The following is a 19,182-nucleotide window of genomic DNA, read 5'->3' on the forward strand; positions in this document are numbered from 1 at the left end:
CTCAGTCCAACGGCCGCAGGATGCGGTCCAGCCACTCGCCGACCGCGCGGTGCAGGCCCTCCAGGTCGGCCTTGAGGTCGTGGTCGCCGGGCAGCAGCACGACTTCGCGGCGGTGCGCCGCCCCGGGCCGGCCGAACGGGTCGTCCTCGCCCTGCACCACCAGGGTCGCCACGTCGACCGCGTCCAGCTCGGGCAGCCGGCTCCGGTCCGGCTTGCCGGGCGGGTGGACCGGGAACGCCAGGCACAGCACCGCCACCGCCTGGCCCTCGGCAGCGGTCCGGCACGCCACCCGCGCCCCCGACGACCGGCCGCCGAACAGCAACGGCATCTCGTCGAACCAGCGCGCGCCCAGGTCCTCGACCACCGCCAGCCACGCCGCGTCCAACTGCTTCGCCGGTGCCGGCGCACGCCGGCCGGCCACCCGGTAGGGCTGCTCCACCAGCGCCACGTGCACACCCGCGTCCACCGCCGCGCGGGTCACCGCCACCAGGTCCGGTGCGGAGATCCCGCCGCCGGCCCCGTGCCCGAGCAGCAGCCCGGCCCGCCCCTCGGGCGCGCAGTGCAGCTCGGCGCGGGCGGGGCCGTGCGGTGTGGCGACGGTGGTGGAGGTCATGTCAGCTCGAACAGGGTGGGCTCGGGCTTCTCGTCCTCGGTCAGCGCGACGGGGTCCATCAGCGACGGGTCGTTGTTCTTGATGCTGTTGACCTTCGTCGACACCGGGCGCAGTTCGAGGCCGTCCACCAGGTCCAGGTCCGGCACCAGCAGCTCGCGCGGGTCCGCGCGGTCCGGGTCCAGCCACGCCGCCCAGCGGTCGCGCGGCAGCACCAGCGGCATCCGGTGGTGCACCCGGGCCATCTCCCCGATCGCGTCGGCGGTGAGCACGGCGCAGGTGATGACCGGCTTGCGCTCGTCACCGTCCTGCTGCCACCACACCGACCAGATCCCGGCCAGGGCGAGGCTGGAGTCGTCACCCGGGGTGATGAAGTACGGCTGCTTGCGGCCCTCGCCGGGCTGCCACTCGTACCAGCCGGCGGCCGGGACGAGGCACCGGCGCTTGGCGGCCGAGTCGCGGTAGGCGGGCTTCTCCAGCACGCTCTCCGACCGGGCGTTGATCATCTTCGCCGCGCCGGACAGGTCCTTCGCCCAGTGCGGGACCAGTCCCCAGCGCATCACCCGGAGGCTGCGCTCGACCACGTCCGGGTCGGCGTTGCCCTCGTCGTCGCGCGGGTGCCGCTCCACGACCGCGAGCACCGACTTGGTCGGCGCGACGTTGTAGTCCGGGCCGGGCACGTCGCCCTCGGTGCCGTCCACCGCGTCGAACTCCGCCGCCAGCAGCGCCGGGTTCTTGGTGGAGGCGTACCTGCCGCACAAATCCGATCACCTCCGATTGGCCATCGTCGCACGTCGGAACCACCGGTGCGAGCTGCCGACCACCCCATGCGGAATCATCAGGACATGACTTCGCAGTGGTCCGCTCCCACCGCCCACGGCCCCGTGCACGCGACGGTACCCGTGCCGGGCTCCAAGTCGATCACCAACCGCGCGCTGGTGCTGGCCGCGCTGGCCGACGGGCCGTCCGCGCTGCACGCCCCGCTGCGCAGCCGGGACACCGCCCTGATGGCCGCCGCGCTGGTCTCGCTCGGCGTCGGAATCGAGGACGGCCCGGACGGGTCGTGGCTGGTCACACCGCAGGCGCTGCGCGGTCCCACGGCGGTCGACTGCGGGCTGGCGGGCACCGTGATGCGGTTCCTGCCGCCGGCCGCCGCGCTCGCGGTGGGCGAGATCGTGTTCGACGGCGACGAGCACGCGCGGGTCCGCCCGATGGGCACGATCCTCCACGCGCTGCGCGCCCTGGGCGCGGACGTCGACGGCGACGCGCTGCCGTTCACGTTGCACGGCAAGGGCGGGCTGCCCGGCGGCGAGGTCACCATCGACGCCTCGGCGTCCTCCCAGTTCGTCTCCGGCCTGCTGCTGTCGGCGGCCCGGTACGAGAGCGGCGTGACCGTGCTGCACGACGGCAAGCCCGTGCCGTCCCTGCCGCACATCGAGATGACCGTCGCCATGCTGCGCGAGGCCGGCGTGGTCGTGGACGACTCGGAGCCGAACGCGTGGCGGGTCGAGCACGGCCCGATCCGGGCGCTGGACCGGCACGTCGAGCCGGACCTGTCGAACGCGACGCCTTTCCTGGCCGCCGCCGCGGTGACCGGCGGTGAGGTCACCGTCCCCGGCTGGCCGACGACCACCACCCAGCCCGGCGGCGCGGTCGCCGGGCTCTTCGAGCGGTTCGGCTGCGCGGTGACCCTGGACGAGCGGGGCCTGACCGTGCGCGGGCCGGGACGGCTGACCGGCGTGGACGTCGACCTGCGCGACGAGAGCGAGCTGACCCCCACCACCGCCGCGCTCGCCGCGCTCGCCGAGGGCCGCACCCGCATCCGGGGCGTCGCGCACATCCGGGGCCACGAGACGGACCGCATCGCGGCCCTCGTCGCCGAGGTCAACCGGCTCGGCGGCGACGCCGAGGAGACCGAGGACGGCCTGGTCATCACCCCGCGCCCGCTGCGCGGCGGCACCTGGCGGGCCTACGCGGACCACCGGATGGCCACCGCGGGTGCGATCGTCGGGCTGGTGGTGCCGGACGTCGAGGTGGACGACATCGGGTCCACCACCAAGACCATCCCGGACTTCCCGGGCATGTGGGCGACGATGCTCGGGACGCGCTGACCGTGGCCCGCGACTGGCACCGGATGGACGAGTCCGACGTCCGGGTGCGCCCCGGCAAGGGCACCCGACCCCGCAGCAAGCGCCGCCCCGAGCACGCCGACGCGGTGACCGCGATGGTGGTCGCGGTGGACCGGGGGCGGTGGACGTGCGCGGTGGGCGACGACCCGGAGCGGCTCGTGGTCGCCATGCGGGCCCGCGAACTGGGCCGCACCCCGGTCGTGGTGGGCGACCGGATCGGACTGGTCGGTGACACCACCGGGCAGCCGGACACGTTGGCGCGCATCGTGAAGGTGGCCGACCGGCGGTCGGTGCTGCGGCGCACGGCGGACGACACCGACCCGTTCGAGCGGGTGGTGGTGGCCAACGCCGAGCAGTTGGTGATCGTGTCCGCGCTGGCCGACCCGCAGCCGCGCCGGGGTTTCATCGACCGGTGCCTGGTGGCCGCTTACGCGGGCGGGCTGACCCCGCTGCTGTGCCTGACCAAGTCCGACCTGGCACCGCCGGACGAGCTGATCGCGGCGTACGCGGAACTGGACCTGCCGGTGGTCGTGACCCGCTCCGACGTGGACCCCGACGAGCTGCGGACGCGCCTGGCCAACCGGTTGTCCGCGCTGATCGGGCACTCCGGGGTCGGCAAGTCGACCCTGGTGAACAAGCTGGTGCCGGACGCGAACCGGGCGGTGGGCGTGGTGAGCGGCGTCGGCAAGGGGCGGCACACGTCGACCCAGGTGGTGGCGCTGCCGCTGCCCGAGGGCGGGTGGGCCGTGGACACGCCGGGCATCCGGTCGTTCGGGCTGGCGCACATCACGCCGGACGACATCGTCGGCGCGTTCCCGGGCATGAGGGCGATGGCCGAGGAGTGCCCGTCCGGGTGCGGGCACCTGGGCGCGCCGGCGGACCCGGACTGCGTGCTGGACGAGCTGGTCACCACCGGAGTGGCCTCGGCGGGACGCCTCGCCTCGCTGCGCCGGCTGCTGGAGTCGCGCGGGAAGTACGACGAGTACGACTGACGCGCGGGCGGCACCGACCGCCGGGGACCGGGCCGCCGCCCGGTCCCCGGTGAGCGGGCCGATCCGGGTCCGCACGGCACGACAGCGCACCGGACGGCGGATTCCCGGCGCGACGGCCCCGGCGCGGCCGGACCCCGGCGCGGCCGGCTACGACTTGTCGGCCGGCGGCAGGGTGGGCGGGGTGAAGGAGGCGAGCACCCGATCGGCGGGGATCTCGCCGACGTACTGCACGCAGGTGCACTGGACGTCGTGCGAGCCGAGGTACTTGTTGGTGCTCTTGGTGATGCCGTGGCACCTGCCGTTCTCGTCGTGGAACGACAGGCCGTGCCGACAACCCTCGCAGATCGCGGGCCGGGGCTCGAACGGCTCGCGGCGGCGGTGGCCGGTCAGGTGGCCGAGGCCGAACCCGGCCAGGGCGATGGCCGCACCGACGATCAACGTGACGGGGTCCATCCGGTCCGGTCCCCTTCCCCGCGATCGGTGGGCTCGACCCGGGTGAGCTTACCCGTGGCGGGTGGGCGGCACGGAGGTTTCCTCGATGACGCGCGGCCTGGTCCACCGCCGCACACCGACGATCGAGCCGCTCGGGACCCGCGCCCGGAACCGCCGGGTGCGGAACCCCGAACCGCTTCGGCGGCCGGTTCGGGTGCCGAGGTGACCGCGTCCCCGCGACCCTCGGGGCACGCGGTAGTACGGTGCGCAGCCGTGGCGAAAGTGACCGGCATCGGCGGGGTCTTCCTCCGTGCCCGCAACCCGGTTCGGCTGGCGGAGTGGTACCGGGCGAACCTCGGCGTGCCCATGAGCGAGCACGGAGCGGTGACGTTCCACTGGGTGCGGGAGGAGACGACGACGTTCGCGCTGTTCGCGAACGACACCGACTACTTCGGCGAACCGGGGCAGCGCGCGATGCTGAACCTGCGCGTGGACGACCTGCACGCCCTCCTGGGCAGGCTGCGCGAGCGCGGCGTGGAGATCCTCCCGCAGACCGAGGACTCCGAGTTCGGCCGCTTCGGCTGGGTCGTGGACCCCGAGGGCAACCGGATCGAGCTGTGGCAGCCCGCTCCCGGCATGTGAGGGTCCGGCCGACCCGCGCCACCTCCGTGAGGTGGCGCGGGTCCGACACCGCTACATGAGCTCCAGCACGAAGGGGAGCTCCTGCGCCGCGTACCAGGCCAGCTCGTGGTCCTCGGCCTCGCCGAGCGCGAATTCCGCGTCCGGGTCGCCGAGGTCGGCCGCGTCGACCACGTCCACGGCTTCGCGCACCGCGTCCTCGGCGTCGGAGGTGTCCAGGTGGACGGCCGCGATCAGCTTCAGCGGCACCGGGCCGACGATCTTCACCACCGAGAAGTCCAGGTCCGGGCGCAGGGCCACGTCCTCGACGTCGACCGAGACGACCGCGCGGCGGGGCACCGGCTTCTCCTCGTTGGACAGCAGCCGCAGCGACGCGCGCGACGCGTCGAGCATCGCCGAGTACTCCAGCTCCTCGGTGTCGCCGGTCGCGTAGGACTCGCGCAGCGCGGGGGTCAGCGCGAAGCCGGTACCGCCCACGGGCGCGAACTCGCCGCGCTCCACCAGGTCGCGCAGCATCGCGACGGTCGCCGGGAGGTAAACCCTCATTGAGACACCGTTCCCATCAGTTCCTCCACGGACTCCTCGACCATCGCCGCCAGGACGTCCACATCGGACATCGCGTCCCGGTCGGCGTTCAGGCCGAAGTACACACCACCGTCGTACGAGGTGACGCCGATCGACAACGCCTGGCTCTTGGCCAGCGGCACGACCGGGAACATCTCGATCATCTTCGCCCCGGCCGCGTACAGCGGCACCTGGGGACCGGGCACGTTGGTCACCACCACGTTGAACAGCCGCCGGGAGAACGAGCTGGCCGCCCGCGCGCCCAGGGCGTGCAGGGTCGGCGGCGCGAAGCCGGAGAACTTCACCAGGGTCTGCGCCGCGACCTGCTGGCCGGACTCCTGGTGGGCGCGCGTGGCGTGGCCGACGTGGTGCAGCCGCACCACCGGGTTGGGCTCGCCGACCGGCAGGTCGACCAGGTAGGCCGCCACCTGGCTGCCGCTCCCGTCGTCGTCCCGGACGTACAGCGGGGCCATCGCGCGCATGGTGGTCTGCGCGGTGACCACCTCGCCGCGCGAGAGCAGCCAGTTCCGCAGCGCACCGGAGACCACCGCCAGCACCCCGTCGTTGACGGTTCCGCCGTGCGCGCGGCGGATGGCGCGGAACTCGTCGAGCCGGGTGCGGGCCACCGCGAACCGGCGCTGCGGCGAGATGCGGACGTTCAGGGGGCTGCCCGGCGCGGGCGTGGCGGCGGTCCGCACGACCGACGCGAGCCCGCCCAGCGCGCCCGCCACCTTGCGGACCGTGGCGACGGTGTCCACCGCCGCGCTGCGGACGTTCTCCACCAGCTCGCCGGGCCGCTGCACGACCTCGGCGACGGCGTCCGCGACGAGTTGCAGACCGCTCGGCTCGGGCTGCGGCATCCACAGCGACTCCACCGGCCGCCGGGGCGTGGCCGACACGTCCAGGATGACCTGGCCGATCTCCGGCGCGCCCATGTGGTCCACCATCGCCTGGTGGGTCTTGGTGATCACCGCCGACCGGTTCCGGGCCAGGCCCTCCACCAGGTAGATCTCCCACAGCGGCCGGGAGTGGTCCAGCGGGCGGGACATCAGCCGCGCCACCAGGTCGTGCAACTGCCCGTCGTTGCCCGGCTTGGGCAGCGCGGACCGGCGCACGTGGTAGGTGACGTCGAAGTCCGGGTCGTCCACCCACACCGGCCGGGCCAGCCGACCCGGCACGTGCACGACCTTCTGCCGGTAGCGGGGCACCAGGGACAACCGCTGCTCGATCAGGTCGACCAGGCCGTCGTAGTCGAAACCCGCCTTCGGCAGGCGGAACACCGCCACCCCACCGACGTGCATCGGCGTCGTGGAGTCCTCCAGGTACAGGAATGAGGCGTCCAGCGCGGACAGGCGGTCGGGCATGGCTGCCAGGCTAGTCGCTGCACCTCTCCACGAGCTTGCGCACGGCTCTGACCTCGATCGGGTCCCGGGTGTGCCGCGCCAGCCGGATCTCGGCGGCGGCCGGCATCGCCCGCCGCACCTCGCGGTCCACGCCGGAGAGAAACCCGCGCACCAGCCGGGACCGGGCCAGCCGCTTGAACGGCCGGAGCGGGGCCACCGCCATCGCCAGCCAGCTCAGCGCCACGTCCACCCGGCGGTCCCCGCGCTGCGCCGACGTCCAGTCGACCACCACCGGCCCCGCCGGGCCGAGCACCACGTTGCCGGGGTGCAGGTCCAGGTGCAGCAGGAAGCCTTCCCCGGGCAGGAAGTCGGGCGCGTCCACGGAGTCCAGGCGGCGGTGCAGGTCGGCGAGCTCACGGCCCAGCGCAGCCGCGCGCCACGGCCTGGCGTCCAACTCCTGCGACATCCGAGGACCGGGCACGTACTCCATGACCAGATCGCTGCCGTCGACGTCGTGCACCCTGGGCACGGGGAGGCCGCGCGCGTGCAGGTACCGCATGAGCAGGGCCTCGGGCTCCAGGTCGCGCCCGGCCCGGCTGCGCTTGAGCAGCAGGCCGTCCGACCGCAGGTAGACGTCCGCCTCCTGGCCGCTGGCCAGCAGACGGTGCGCCTCGTTGCGCGGGGTCATGTGACGATCATCATGATTGCCGCCCCGGAAGCAAGCCCCAAACGGGTGCTACCGCCCCCCATCCCCCACCCACATACACACACGTTCCTGAACCCAGCCCCTCCCCTCCCCTCCCCTCGCGCCTTCCCCTCCCCCTTCCCTCCCCACATCCCTAAAACCCGCCCCCTCCCGCGTGGCCGCGTCGGGAGTCCGGGTCCCCTCTCACGACGATCACGCTTTTCGATCGTCGTGAGAGAGGCCCCGGACTGCCGACTTCCAGGCGGCCACGCCGCCCCGCCGAAGGCGGGGCAGAATGATCCAGTGGAAATCTCGCCGAAGGACCGGTTCGTCACCGTCTACGGCCGCAAGCCGGTGTTGGAAGCCCTGGACGACCCCCGGCTCGAAGTGGACAAGGTGTTGCTGGCCGAGGGTGCGCGCGGGCCGGCGGCGAAGGAGATCCTGGACGCGGCGGGCCGGCGGGGCGTGCGGGTGCAGCGGGCCACCGCGCAGCGGGTGAAGGTGTTGGCGGGCAACGGCCGGCACGACCAGGGCGTGCTCGCCGACGTGGTCGCCCCCCGGATGCTGCCGCTCGCGCACGCGCTGGAGGCGCGGCCGGCGCGGGTGCTGCTGCTGGACGGCATCACCACGCCCGCCAACGTCGGCATGATCCTGCGCACCGCGACCGCCGCCGGCATGGACGGGATCGTCGTGCCCCGGCGCGGGGTCGCCTCGATCGATCCGCTGGTGGTGAAGGCGTCCGCCGGGGTGGCGTTCCGGGCTCCGGTGCTCAAGTGCGCCACGGCCGGCGAGGCGGCGGCGGAGCTGACGGCCGCCGGGTACCCGGTGTTCGCGCTGGACGCGGGCGCGCGGGAGACGATCTTCAGCGCCGATCTGCCGGAACGCGCGGTGTACGTGCTGGGCAGCGAGACCGACGGGATCTCCGAGGAGGTCCGGCCGCACGTCACCGGGTGGCTGTCCATCCCGATGGCGGCCGGGGTCGAGTCGCTGAACGTCGCCAGCGCCGCCGCCGTGCTCTGCTTCGAGGTGGTCCGGCGGCACGGCTGAGCTGCCGGCCACGCGGCGGCGGGGGCTGAGCGGCGACGGGCGGTTGAGCGGCGGCGCGGGCACCGGAGGGCCACTCCGACGCCCGCGCCGCTTCACTGTGGGCGACCTGACGTCATCACCGGTCGAGAACGTGCTCCTCGACGTGCGCCGTCCCGATCAGCCCCGGCGTTCCGCGCCCGACGTCCGAACCCGCGTGGGCGGCATCGCCGGCGTGGTGTCACGGTCCCGGCTGCGCGGTGCACCACCACGGGTGTCGGTCCGCCGACCCGAAGTCGCGGAACACCGAAAACCCCGTCATCGGCTCCACTGTGCACATGTCCGTCGATTTCGACTGAATCGAACGTACGTGGGCGAACGGATTACCGGCAATTCACCGCACGAGTGGTCGAACCGCAGCGGACCGTCACCGACTACCCCTGGAGGGGGACCTCCAGCAGAACTTCGAGTTCCTCAAGGGTGGATCGCACGGACCGGTGGTGCACACCGACCATGCCGGCCGCCGCCGCGCCCCGGACGTTCACCGCGAGGTCGTCCACGAACACGCACCTGCCCGGGTCCAGCCCGAGCCGCGCGGCGGCGAGCAGGTAGATCCGGCGGTCGGGTTTGGCGTACCCGACCTCGCCGGAGGTGATGACGACGTCGAACAGGTCCCGCCACTCGTCCGGCGGGGCCCACAGGCCGTCCGCGTTGGACAGGATCGCGGTGCGCAGCCCGTGCCGGCGGGCCCGCCGGGCGGCCGTGACCAGCGGTGGCTCGGTCACCGCGCCGACCTCGCCGTCCTCGCCGTGATCGGTGAGCACCCCGCCGAAGTCCAGCACCAATCCGCGCACACCCACCTCCACCAGGTGATCCCGGTACCCCGCCGGCGTGCGGCGGCTCGGTTCAGCATGTCATCCCCGATGCGCGTCCTGCGCGCCCGCACGCCCACCGCGCACCGCCGGGCCCGGCGGCTGGTGGCCGCCGTGGTCGAGGCCGTGGCCGGCCGACGTCCCCGCCGCCAGGTGGCCCCGGCGCTCACCGCTCCGGCGGCGGTCGGGGTCGGGCGGGCGGTGGCCGTGCTGCGGACCGTGCGGCTGGGCGCGACCCGGTGGTGCCCGACCGGGGCGCGGACCGCCGAGGTGTGCGGCGTGCTGATCAACCAGGGCGGCCGGGTCCGCGCCCTGGCCGCCCGGGTCGAGTGGGCCGACGGCCGGTGGCGCTGCACGGAATTCCACGTGTTGCCGTGACGGATTCCGCCGTGCCCCGCCAACGGAATCCCGAGGTCCGGAAAAGCGAATGCCGCCGGGTCGGTGGACCCGGCGGCATTCGGCACAGCGCATTCCTACTGGCGCGGACCCTTGCGGTTCGCCTTTTCCTGCGCACGGGCCGCCGCGCGGCGTTCCTTGCGGGTGCCGCCCTGGCCACCGCCGCCCTGCTGCTCCTCGTCGTTGGTCTCCGCGTCACCGCTCTCGGACGGGCCGCTGTAGGTCAGGCCCTGCCGGCCGCCCCGGTGGTCCAACCCCTTGCCGCGCAGCGCGGGCGGGATGGCGTCGCCGCCGGCCAACTGCGCCAACGCCGGGCCGGCGGGCGCTTCCTGCGCCCTCACCGCGTCCTGCTCGGCGGCTGCCGCCGCAGCGGCGCGGGCGCGGGCCCGGCTGCCGGTCAACTGACCGGCACCGGCCGCGATCGACACCTGCACCGGCGGCTCGGGCGCGGGCTCCGGCTCGGCGGCCTCGACTTGGAGGTTGAACAGGAAGCCCACGATCTCCTCGCGGAGCGCTTCGAGCATGCCGTTGAACATGTCGAAGCCCTCCCGCTGGTACTCGATCAGCGGGTCGCGCTGCGCCATGGCGCGCAGGCCGATGCCTTCCTTCAGGTAGTCCATCTCGTAGAGGTGCTCGCGCCACTTGCGGTCCAGCACGGACAGCAGCACGCGGCGCTCCAGCTCGCGCATCGCGCCCGGACCGACCCGGCCGTCGATGTCGGCCTCGCGGGCCTCGTACGCGGCCAGCGCGTCCTGCTGGAGCTTCGACTTCAGGGACTCCTTGGTGAGGTCCTCGTCGTCGGACTCCAGCAGCGCCTTGTGGTCCAGGGTGATCGGGTACAGCGTCTTGAGCGCCGTCCAGAGCTGGTCCAGGTCCCAGTCCTCGGCGTACCCGTCGGCGGTCGCACCGTCCACGTAGTCGCCGACCACGCCGGTGATCATGTGCTCGACCTGCTCGCGCAGGTCCTCGCCGTCGAGCACGCGGCGGCGCTCGGCGTAGATCACCTTGCGCTGCTCGTTCATGACCTCGTCGTACTTGAGGACGTTCTTGCGGATCTCGAAGTTCTGCTGCTCGACCTGGGTCTGCGCGGACCGGATCGCGCGGGTGACCATCTTGTGCTCGATCGGCACGTCGTCCGGCACCCGCAGGCGGGTCATCACGTTCTCGACCATGGCCGCGTTGAAGCGGCGCATGAGCTCGTCCTTGAGGGATAGGTAGAACCGCGACTCACCGGGGTCGCCCTGCCGGCCGGAACGACCGCGGAGCTGGTTGTCGATGCGCCGCGACTCGTGGCGCTCGGTGCCCAGCACGTACAGGCCGCCCGCCTCGCGGACCTCGTCCGCCTCGGCCTTGACCTGGGTCGAGATCTCCTCGATCAGCTTCGACCAGGCGGCCTCGTACTCCTCCGGCATGGCCACCGGGTCGAGGCCGCGCTCGCGCAGCTCGTGGTCGGCGATGATGTCCGGGTTGCCGCCCAGCACGATGTCGGTACCGCGACCCGCCATGTTGGTGGCGACGGTGACCGCGCCCTTGCGGCCCGCCTTCGCGATGATCAGCGCCTCGCGGTCGTGGTGCTTCGCGTTCAGCACCTCGTGCGGCACGTTCTTCTGCACCAGCAGCTTCGACAGGTACTCGGAGCGCTCGACGCTGGTCGTGCCGACCAGGACCGGCTGCCCCTTCCCGTGTCGCTCCAGGATGTCCTCGGCGACCGCCTCGAACTTCGCCTCTTCGGTCTTGTAGACCAGGTCGGCCTCGTCCCGGCGCTGCATCGGGCGGTTGGTCGGGATCGGCACCACACCGAGCTTGTAGGTCTGGTGGAACTCGGCGGCCTCGGTCTCGGCGGTACCGGTCATGCCGCCGAGCTTCGAGTAGAGCCGGAAGTAGTTCTGGAGGGTGATCGTGGCGAGCGTCTGGTTCTCCGCCTTGATCTCCACACCTTCCTTGGCCTCGATGGCCTGGTGCATGCCCTCGTTGTAGCGGCGGCCCGCCAGCACGCGGCCGGTGAACTCGTCCACGATCAGGACCTCGCCGCTGCGGACGATGTAGTCCTTGTCCTTCGCGAACAGCTCCTTGGCCTTGATCGAGTTCTGGAGGTACCCGACCAGCGGCGTGTTCGTGGAGTCGTAGAGGTTCTCGATGCCGAGCTGGTCCTCGACGTACTGGACGCCCTGCTCCGAGACGCCGATCGTGCGCTTGCGCTCGTCCACCTCGTAGTGGACGTCTTTCTTCATCCGCGTGGACAGCCGCGCGAACTCGACGTACCAGCGGGACGACTGGTCCGCCGGGCCGGAGATGATCAGCGGCGTGCGGGCCTCGTCGATCAGGATCGAGTCGACCTCGTCGACGACCGCGAAGAAGTGGCCGCGCTGGACCATCTCCTCCCGGCTCCACGCCATGTTGTCGCGCAGGTAGTCGAAGCCGAACTCGTTGTTCGTGCCGTAGGTGATGTCCGCCTCGTACGCGGCGCGCCGCTGCTCGGGGGTCATCTCGGAGAGGATCACGCCGACGGTGAGGCCGAGGAAGCGGTGGATGCGGCCCATCCACTCCGCGTCGCGCTTGGCCAGGTAGTCGTTGGTCGTGATGACGTGCACGCCCTCACCGGCCAGGGCGTTGAGGTACGAGGGGAGCACGGAGGTCAGGGTCTTGCCCTCACCGGTGCGCATCTCGGAGATCTGCCCGAGGTGCAGCGCCGCACCGCCCATCAACTGGACGTCGAAGTGCCGCTGGCCCAGGGTGCGCTTCGCGCCCTCCCGGACCACCGCGAACGCCTCGGGGAGCAGCTCGTCCAGCGTCTCGCCGTCGGCGTGGCGCTTCTTGAACTCCTCCGTTTTCGCGCGGAGTTCCGCGTCGGAGAGGTCGACGACATCGTCTTCGAGGTTGTTGATGTGCGCTGCGATGTTGCGCAGGCGCTTGAGCATCTTGCCTTCGCCGGCGCGGAGCAGTCGGGACAGCACCATCTCGGGTCGACCTCATTACCTCATCGCGACGCGCCCGCGAACGAGCGCCTTCCAGCGGTTCGCCACGGCCATGACGAACCCACACCACCCGCCATCGTAGGCAAGTCGGGAAGGTGTGTGCACAGACACAGGTAGGAAGGGGTGCGGAACGCCGTGCGGGACCCCCGCCGAGCCGACCCGGAGATCGCTTGGCCCCACTGGTTTCCGGGTGGGTTGGCGGGCGTCGGGGTGGGGTGTGGAGGGGCCGGGGACGTGTCGGAGACCACGTCCCGGTTCCACCCGTCGGTGGCAGGTGGGGACGCGCGAGTCGGCCGGTTGCCGCTGGTGGGGGCGAAGGTGCCGGACGGGTCGGCGACCGCGTGCCCGGCCGTCCGCCGTGCGGTCGAGGGCCGGTTCGCCGGTCGTGCGGCGGTACGGGCGGGGCGGGTGCCGGAGAGCGCGCAGCGACGGCCGGGCGGCCGGAGCGCGGGCCCGGTGCGGCCGGAGAGGGGCACGCTTACCAGTTGACGGAGTCCGCGAGGTGCGCGATGACGCTCGGCACGTCGGCGCGGGCGACCGACAGGCCGGCCCCGTCCGGGAGAGACGCTCGGCGCTTCGGCGCGGGTGATCGGCAGGCCGGGTCGGCGCGGGTGACCGGTAGACCGGGCCGCGTCCGCGAGGGGCGGTCGGCACGTCTCCAGCCGGCGGTCCGGGGAGGGGAGAGCGCGGAGCGACGACCGGATGGCCGGAGCGCGGGCCCGGTGCGGCCGGAGAGGGGCACGCTTACCAGTTGACGGAGTCGGCGAGGTGCGCGATGACGATCGGCGTGTCGGCGCGGGCGACCGACAGGCTCCGTCCGCGAGGGACGGTCGGCGCGGGCGACCGGCAGGCCGGGCCGCGAGAGACGGTCGGCGCGTCGGCGCGGGCGACCGACAGGCCGGCCCCGTCCGCGAGAGACGCTCGGCGCTTCGGCGCGGGTGACCGGTAGACCGGGCCGCGTCCGCGTCCGCGTCCGCGAGGACGGTCGGCGCGTCGCCGGCCGGCGGTCCGGGGAGGGGAGAGGAGTCGATCGGCGCGGTGGTGCGCTGCCGGTCGGGTGCGGATCGGGTCACGACCCCCGGCGTGCAGAGGACGCCGGGGGTCGCGAACGTCTTGGGGTGGGGGTCGGCCTCCCTCAGACCAGCTTGATCACGCCGTAGTCGAAGCCCTTGCGGCGGTAGACGACGCTCGGGCGTCCGGAGGCCGCGTCGGCGAACAGGTAGAAGTCGTGGCCGACCAGCTCCATCTCGTAGAGGGCCTGGTCCACGGTCATCGGCTTGGCCGCGTGCTCTTTCTCGCGCACGATCTGGCCGGGCAGGTTTTCGTCGCCGGCCTCGTCCCAGCGTTGCTGCGAGGGCACTTCCGCCGTGCCCTCGTAGGCCGGGTCGGGCTCGTCGGTGGCTTCGAGGACCGCGGTGTGTCCCAGCCACAGGCCCTGCGCCTGTCCGTTGTGCTCGGTGGTGACCGGCGGTACCGCCGCCAGTCCGCTGGTCGCCTCGGCGACCGAAGTCGGGCCCCGTCGCCCGTGGTGCACCCGCCTACGATCGTGCGAGCGGCGCAACCGGCTCTCAAGCTTGCTGACCGCGGAATCCAGGGCGGCGTAGAAGTCGCCCGCACACGCTTCGGATCGGATTACCGGGCCTCGACCGTTGCCCGTGATCTCCACCCGCTGGCAGTTCTTGGACTGCCTGCGGTTCGGTTCGTGGAAAAGCTCCACGTCGAAGCGGATGACCTTGCGGTCGTATCGCTCAAGCCGGGCCAGCTTCTCGACGACGTGCACCCGGTAGTGATCGGGCACCTCGACGTTGCGGCCCTTCACGACGATGTCCATACACGACCTCCCTCGCGTTGCTGCGAGCTGTGGCTTTGGATCGCTGCGGCACCGGTCCCGCGATCGCCTTCGCGAGTTGTCGTCGAGGGTTGTCCTCAACGCTCCACCGGTGCCAGGGTCATGGGCTGTTCGCCTCCTCCCCGCGGGCCGGGAACGCTGATAGCGGTGCACGTTAGCCCGGTATTCGCCGCTGCGACAGCCCCCGGGGCGGGGGAAATCCATGATTTTCCCGCTGTGACGCTGAGCGACGGAAAACCGGTACCGGCGGTGCGCCACGCGGGCACGCGGGGATCGTGCGCCGGCAGAAGCTCACCCGAACGGTCCAGCATTCGACCGACAGACGTCGGCTCGTCCACTGCGCCGAACAGCCTCTGCAAGCGCCTCATATCCGCCCAACGGTCGAACGGCTCGCGGGGTTCCCGATGCGGAATCACCCGTGTGGGTGGGATCCGCGAGTCGTGGTCAACGTGAGAACGGCGGGTACCCCGAACCCGGCGATCTTCAACGCGGAAACGCACGCGGTTGCGGTCGCACCCGTCGTGACCACGTCGTCCAGCACCAGAATTTCCGATCCGGGCGGTGGCAGACCGCTCCGGACGAGCCGCACGCGCCCCGCCAGGTTCGCCCTCCGGGCCGCCGCGCCGAGCCCCACGGAGTCCGCCACGCCCGGCGCGAAGGCCAGCGCGGACGCCACCGGCAGACCCGCGCACCGCGCGATTCCCAGCAAGTGGGAGCCACCGCGCCGGCGGACGGCTGCGCGGCGTGACGGGGCGGGCACCAGCCACCAATTCCGACTACCGCCCGGATAGCCCGGCAGTTCCGGCACGGCCGCCGCCACCAACGCGCCCAGCACCGGCACGAGGTCACGCCGCCCGCGCTCTTTGAGAGCGAGGACGAGTTCCCGGCCGGGGCCGCGGTAATCGGCCAAGGCGAACACCGGCGGGCCTTTGCCGGGCACGGGGACCCGGCGGGGCGGGCCGAACGCGGCGAGGCACCGCGGGCAACAGCGCGCGCCCTCGACTCGGCAGCCGGCGCAACGGGGCGGGAACAGCAGGGTGATCAGCACGTGATCGAGGATGCCCGCGGGGTACGACAATTTTCGGCCGCGCGAAAGCCCGGCTGAGAGCCCCTTGAAGGAGGCTCTCAGAAATCAGCCGGGATAGAAAGCCTGGGCACCCGTTTCGACCTTCACCGCGGTACTCGCCCGCCACACGTCGCCGACGTCGCCCGCGCTCCACAGACCGCTCTGGTCGACGGCCACCACGTTGCGGCCCGGCGCGGCGGTCACCGAGCTCACCGGCACGTTCAGGTTGGAGGTGTTGTAGCGCTCGATCTTGAGGCCGTCGATGTTCACCTTGGCGATCGGCCACGACGCCAGCGACGTGCTGGCCACCAGCACGTCCTGCGCCAGCCAGTCCACCGCGATGGTCGCCGTGCCCAGCAGGGTCGGCTGGAGGTTGCGCGCCAGCCGCAGCGACACCGACGAATCCGTCCCGCGCACCACCGCCGCCACCACGAGCCGCCCGCCGACCACGGCGGCGACGCGCGTGCCGTCGCGCGACAGCCGCAGCTCGGTGATCGCGCCGAACAGGGTCAGCTCGGTAGCGTTCACCGCGTTCGCGGTCCACCCGGCGTCGGTCCGGTTGACCCGCACCACGTTCGCGCCGTCCACGACCGTCCACACCTCGGCGCTCGGATCGCCCGGCCGTCCGCTGAGCAGCCACGTCGGCCGGGTCAGCGTCGACGCGGGCAGGTCCACGGCGGCCAGCGCCTCCTCCAGGTTGCCCACCCGCAGCCGCACGGACCTGGGGTCCACCCGGCTGACCACGGCGAGCTCCGTGCCGTCCAACGACTGCGCGGCGCTGACCACCTGGTACTCGCCGGTACCGACGGGCCCCTTCACCGGCTCGCCGTCGACCAGCCTGCGCACCAGGCCACCGGTCGCCACCAGGCCGCTCAGGTCGGCGTCCGGCGTGATCAGGGCCTCGCCGGACTGCACGTCGGCCGGCCGCCACTCGATCTGGTCGGCGGAGATCGGCGCGCCTTCCACCAGGATCCGGATGCGGCTGCTGGTCACGCCCGCCAGCGACTTCACCACCTGGGCCACGACCAGCTTGCGGGCCTGCGCGGTCAGGTCGCCGACCTTGGTCAGGTCGACTTCCAGCGCACCGTCGTCCGCCTCGTGGGTGTCCTTGCGCTGCGCCGCGCCGTTGGGGATGGCGGTCGCCAGCGCGCCCCTCAGGCCCACGGCGGGGCCCTTGAGCAGCAGTTCGGTCACCCGGCGCGGGATGTAGGTGGACGGCGTGACCACGACGTAGCGGGGGTCCGGCACGAGGACGCCGAAGTCCGGGTTGAAGAAGAAGAGGGTGACCCGGCGGTAGTTGGCCTGGAAGCCGACCAGGGGCACGTAGATGGCGGGCGGCGGGTCGGCGATGCGCCACTCGCCGTCCTTGTCGGCCTCGATGCCGATCGGGGCGGTGACGTCGCCGACGCGCTGCACGAACGAGTTGTCGACCTCCAGCGAGCCGACGTTCTTGCCCTGGAGCGTCACCGTCCGGTGCTTGTCGTCCGCGGCCTGGTCGCCACCGGTGGGGACGGTGTTGAACGTGGTGTCGATGACGGTCGGGGTGACCTTGGTGTTCCAGTTCTTCCTGGCGTCCTCGGTGAGGTACGCCTTGGCCGCGGCGTAGTCGGCGTCGGGGTTCGCGGCGGCGTTGACGAACTCGCGGACCAGGCTCAGCGGGTCGATGCCCTTGGTGGGCTTCGGGGCGGCGGCCTCCGTGGCGTTGCCGGCCGACGGGTTGACCGCGATGGGCGTCGTCTGCGTGGGGATCGCGGCGCACCCCGTCAGGACCACCAGGCACGCCACCACCGCGACCAACCGCTTCACCGGACCTCCCCCACCCCGGCGGTTCCCCGCCACCGCTCCACGAACCGCACACCCCACCCGGGCACCGGAGCGGGTCACCGGACCTCCTCGCGTTCACCCGTCACGGGCTGCGCGGGCTGCCAGGTGATCTCCTCCTCGGTCAGCTCGACCTCTTCGGCCGACTCCTCGGGCTCCGGCTCGGCCACCACGGCGGGCAGGTCCGGCGGTTCCAGGGGCAGGGGGCTGGCGGTCAGCTCGTGGCCGTGCCGGCAGGGCACGGTCAGCCGGAACACCGCGCCGTACCCGCGCTCGCCCCACGCCTCCAGCCACCCGCCGTGCAGGCGCGCGTCCTCCAGGCTGATGGACAGGCCCAGGCCGGTGCCGCCGGTGCGGCGGTTGCGCGACGGGTCCGCCCGCCAGAACCGGTTGAACACCAGGTCGGCCTCGCCCGCCCGCAGGCCGACGCCCCGGTCGCGGACGACCACCGCCACCGCGTCGCCGTCACCCCGGAGCGTGAGCTCGACGGGCAGTCCCTCGCCGTGGTCGATGGCGTTGGCGAGCAGGTTCCGCAGGATCCGCTCGATCCGCCGGGAGTCCAGCTCCGCGGTCACCTCGTGGTCCGGCAGGTCCAGGACGATCGTGGTGCCGCTGCTGTTCGCGATGGCCCGCACCGAGTCGTGCGCCCGGCGGGCCAGCACCCGGATGTCGATCAGGTCGGCGGCGAGCTCCTCGACGCCCGCGTCCAGCCGGCTGATCTCCAGCAGGTCGCCCAGCAGCGATTCGAACCGGTCCAGTTCGTCCACCAGCAGCTCGGTGGAGCGGGCCAGGCCGCCCGGGAACTGCTCGCGGGACGCGTGCAGCACGTCCGCCGCCATCCGCACGGTGGTCAGCGGCGTGCGCAGCTCGTGCGAGACGTCGGAGGTGAACCGGCGTTGGAGCTGCCCGAACTCCTCCAACTGGTGGATCTGCCGCTGGATGCTCGCGGCCATCTCGTTGTAGGACTCGGCCAGCCGGGCCACGTCGTCCTCGCCCACCACGGGCATCCGCTCGTCCAGGCTGCCGTCCGCGAAGCGCTCCGCGATCTCGGCGGCCTGCCGCACCGGGCGCACGACCTGCCTGGTCACCAGGTTGGCGATCACCGCGAGCAGCAGCAGCAGCACCAGACCGCCCACGACCAGCGTCGACTGGACGACCTCGGCGGTCGACTGCTCGCCGGTCAGCGGGAACAGCAGGTACAGGTGCATCGCGCGGGCGGAGCTGTTCACCGGCTTGCCGACCACGAGCAGCGTGGTGCGGCCGGTGCTGCGCTCGACGGTGGTGATCTGCCAGCCGGCGCTGCCGCGTTCGAGGACCTTGGTCAGCCCCGCCGGCACGTCCTGCCACGGGCCGACCGCGGTCGGCAGGCCGTCGGAGCCGATGCCGACCGGGTCGGACAGCACGGGTTCGAACGCGCCCGCGCCGGACGAGGTCGCGTCCAGGCCGGAACCCGCCGCGTTGATCTTGTTCAACGCGGCGGTGAACCGCGACTTGACGCTGTCCGGGCCGGGGTTGAGGCCGGACAGGTCGGGCTGCACGGCCGCCGCCGACGCCTCGGTCTGCCGGATCGCCGCCTGCGTCTTGGTGTCCAGCAACTGCCCGGTGATCTGCACCTGGAGCACCATGCCCAGCACGAACACCACGGCGGAGGACAGCGCGAGCGTGCTGACCACGACGCGGAGCTGGAGCGAGCGCCGCCACAGGTCGCCGAACGCCGCGGCTTGCCGGCGTGCGCGCTCGACCCCGCGGCGGAGTGCGCGAACCGCGGGATCAAGCACGCTCATCG

Annotated in this window: 17 protein-coding genes; 5 read left to right on the top strand and 12 right to left on the bottom strand. The window is 72.7% G+C overall.

The window, feature by feature from the left end; translation table 11 throughout:
- Position 1 precedes the first annotated feature (1 nt).
- Positions 2–613, bottom strand: coding sequence for an alpha/beta family hydrolase (locus AB0G01_RS05995; protein WP_360940220.1), 612 nt, complete (start codon positions 611–613; stop codon positions 2–4).
- Positions 610–1,371, bottom strand: a complete 762-nt coding sequence (locus AB0G01_RS06000; RefSeq protein ID WP_360940222.1) for an SOS response-associated peptidase — start codon at positions 1,369–1,371, stop codon at positions 610–612. The genes AB0G01_RS05995 and AB0G01_RS06000 overlap by 4 nt, the downstream gene beginning before the upstream one ends.
- Positions 1,372–1,455: 84 nt before the next feature.
- On the opposite strand from AB0G01_RS06000, the gene aroA reads away from it, so the two are divergent.
- Positions 1,456–2,721 (top strand): 3-phosphoshikimate 1-carboxyvinyltransferase, encoded by a 1,266-nt coding sequence (aroA, locus tag AB0G01_RS06005; RefSeq protein WP_360940224.1) that lies wholly within the window; start codon positions 1,456–1,458, stop codon positions 2,719–2,721.
- Between the two features lie 23 nt (positions 2,722–2,744).
- Entirely contained in the window at positions 2,745–3,731 is a 987-nt protein-coding gene (rsgA, locus tag AB0G01_RS06010) for a ribosome small subunit-dependent GTPase A (protein ID WP_360941215.1), read from the top strand.
- A 147-nt stretch (positions 3,732–3,878) separates the two neighbouring features.
- On the opposite strand, the gene AB0G01_RS06015 is transcribed toward rsgA, so the two are convergent.
- Positions 3,879–4,184, bottom strand: coding sequence for a hypothetical protein (locus AB0G01_RS06015; protein ID WP_360940226.1), 306 nt, complete (start codon positions 4,182–4,184; stop codon positions 3,879–3,881).
- Between the two features lie 252 nt (positions 4,185–4,436).
- Between AB0G01_RS06015 and AB0G01_RS06020 the strand changes: the two genes are divergently transcribed.
- A complete protein-coding gene (locus tag AB0G01_RS06020) occupies positions 4,437–4,805 on the top strand; it encodes a VOC family protein (RefSeq protein ID WP_360940228.1) in 369 nt (122 codons plus the stop codon).
- A gap of 51 nt (positions 4,806–4,856) precedes the next feature.
- On the opposite strand, the gene AB0G01_RS06025 is transcribed toward AB0G01_RS06020, so the two are convergent.
- From AB0G01_RS06025 to AB0G01_RS06035, 3 genes are read right to left on the bottom strand one after another with little or no spacing between them, the layout of a single operon-like run.
- Positions 4,857–5,348, bottom strand: a complete 492-nt coding sequence (locus tag AB0G01_RS06025) for a hypothetical protein (protein WP_360940230.1) — start codon at positions 5,346–5,348, stop codon at positions 4,857–4,859.
- Positions 5,345–6,730, bottom strand: a complete 1,386-nt coding sequence (locus AB0G01_RS06030) for a wax ester/triacylglycerol synthase family O-acyltransferase (protein ID WP_360940232.1) — start codon at positions 6,728–6,730, stop codon at positions 5,345–5,347. Before AB0G01_RS06030 ends, AB0G01_RS06025 begins: the two co-directional genes overlap by 4 nt.
- A gap of 10 nt (positions 6,731–6,740) precedes the next feature.
- Complete coding sequence (locus tag AB0G01_RS06035; RefSeq protein WP_360940234.1) at positions 6,741–7,397, bottom strand: phosphotransferase; 657 nt, start codon at positions 7,395–7,397, stop codon at positions 6,741–6,743.
- Between the two features lie 300 nt (positions 7,398–7,697).
- Between AB0G01_RS06035 and AB0G01_RS06040 the strand changes: the two genes are divergently transcribed.
- Positions 7,698–8,441 carry an RNA methyltransferase gene (locus AB0G01_RS06040; protein ID WP_360940236.1) on the top strand — a complete coding sequence of 248 codons (744 nt, stop codon included), beginning with the start codon at positions 7,698–7,700 and terminating at the stop codon, positions 8,439–8,441.
- A gap of 410 nt (positions 8,442–8,851) precedes the next feature.
- On the opposite strand, the gene AB0G01_RS06045 is transcribed toward AB0G01_RS06040, so the two are convergent.
- Positions 8,852–9,277 carry an HAD-IA family hydrolase gene (locus AB0G01_RS06045; RefSeq protein ID WP_360941218.1) on the bottom strand — a complete coding sequence of 142 codons (426 nt, stop codon included), beginning with the start codon at positions 9,275–9,277 and terminating at the stop codon, positions 8,852–8,854.
- Between the two features lie 63 nt (positions 9,278–9,340).
- On the opposite strand from AB0G01_RS06045, the gene AB0G01_RS06050 reads away from it, so the two are divergent.
- Positions 9,341–9,667 carry an Rv3235 family protein gene (locus AB0G01_RS06050; RefSeq protein ID WP_360940238.1) on the top strand — a complete coding sequence of 109 codons (327 nt, stop codon included), beginning with the start codon at positions 9,341–9,343 and terminating at the stop codon, positions 9,665–9,667.
- A 95-nt stretch (positions 9,668–9,762) separates the two neighbouring features.
- Here the strand turns inward: AB0G01_RS06050 and secA are convergent, their stop codons facing one another.
- From secA to mtrB, 5 genes are all read right to left on the bottom strand, one after another.
- Complete coding sequence (secA, locus tag AB0G01_RS06055) at positions 9,763–12,642, bottom strand: preprotein translocase subunit SecA (RefSeq protein ID WP_360940240.1); 2,880 nt, start codon at positions 12,640–12,642, stop codon at positions 9,763–9,765.
- 1,153 nt (positions 12,643–13,795) lie between these two features.
- Positions 13,796–14,491, bottom strand: a complete 696-nt coding sequence (gene raiA / locus AB0G01_RS06060; RefSeq protein ID WP_360940242.1) for a ribosome-associated translation inhibitor RaiA — start codon at positions 14,489–14,491, stop codon at positions 13,796–13,798.
- 430 nt (positions 14,492–14,921) lie between these two features.
- Positions 14,922–15,419: a phosphoribosyltransferase gene (locus AB0G01_RS06065; RefSeq protein ID WP_360940244.1), complete on the bottom strand. Its 498-nt coding sequence runs from the start codon at positions 15,417–15,419 to the stop codon at positions 14,922–14,924.
- A gap of 222 nt (positions 15,420–15,641) precedes the next feature.
- The gene (locus AB0G01_RS06070; RefSeq protein WP_360940246.1) at positions 15,642–17,381 is read right to left on the bottom strand and encodes an LpqB family beta-propeller domain-containing protein; all 1,740 of its coding nucleotides are present in this window, start codon (positions 17,379–17,381) and stop codon (positions 15,642–15,644) included.
- Positions 17,382–17,455: 74 nt separating this feature from the next.
- Positions 17,456–19,180 (bottom strand): MtrAB system histidine kinase MtrB, encoded by a 1,725-nt coding sequence (gene mtrB / locus AB0G01_RS06075; RefSeq protein ID WP_360940248.1) that lies wholly within the window; start codon positions 19,178–19,180, stop codon positions 17,456–17,458.
- Positions 19,181–19,182 lie beyond the last annotated feature (2 nt).

This window comes from Actinosynnema sp. NPDC023587, from assembly GCF_040640215.1.
GTDB lineage: Bacteria > Actinomycetota > Actinomycetes > Mycobacteriales > Pseudonocardiaceae > Actinosynnema.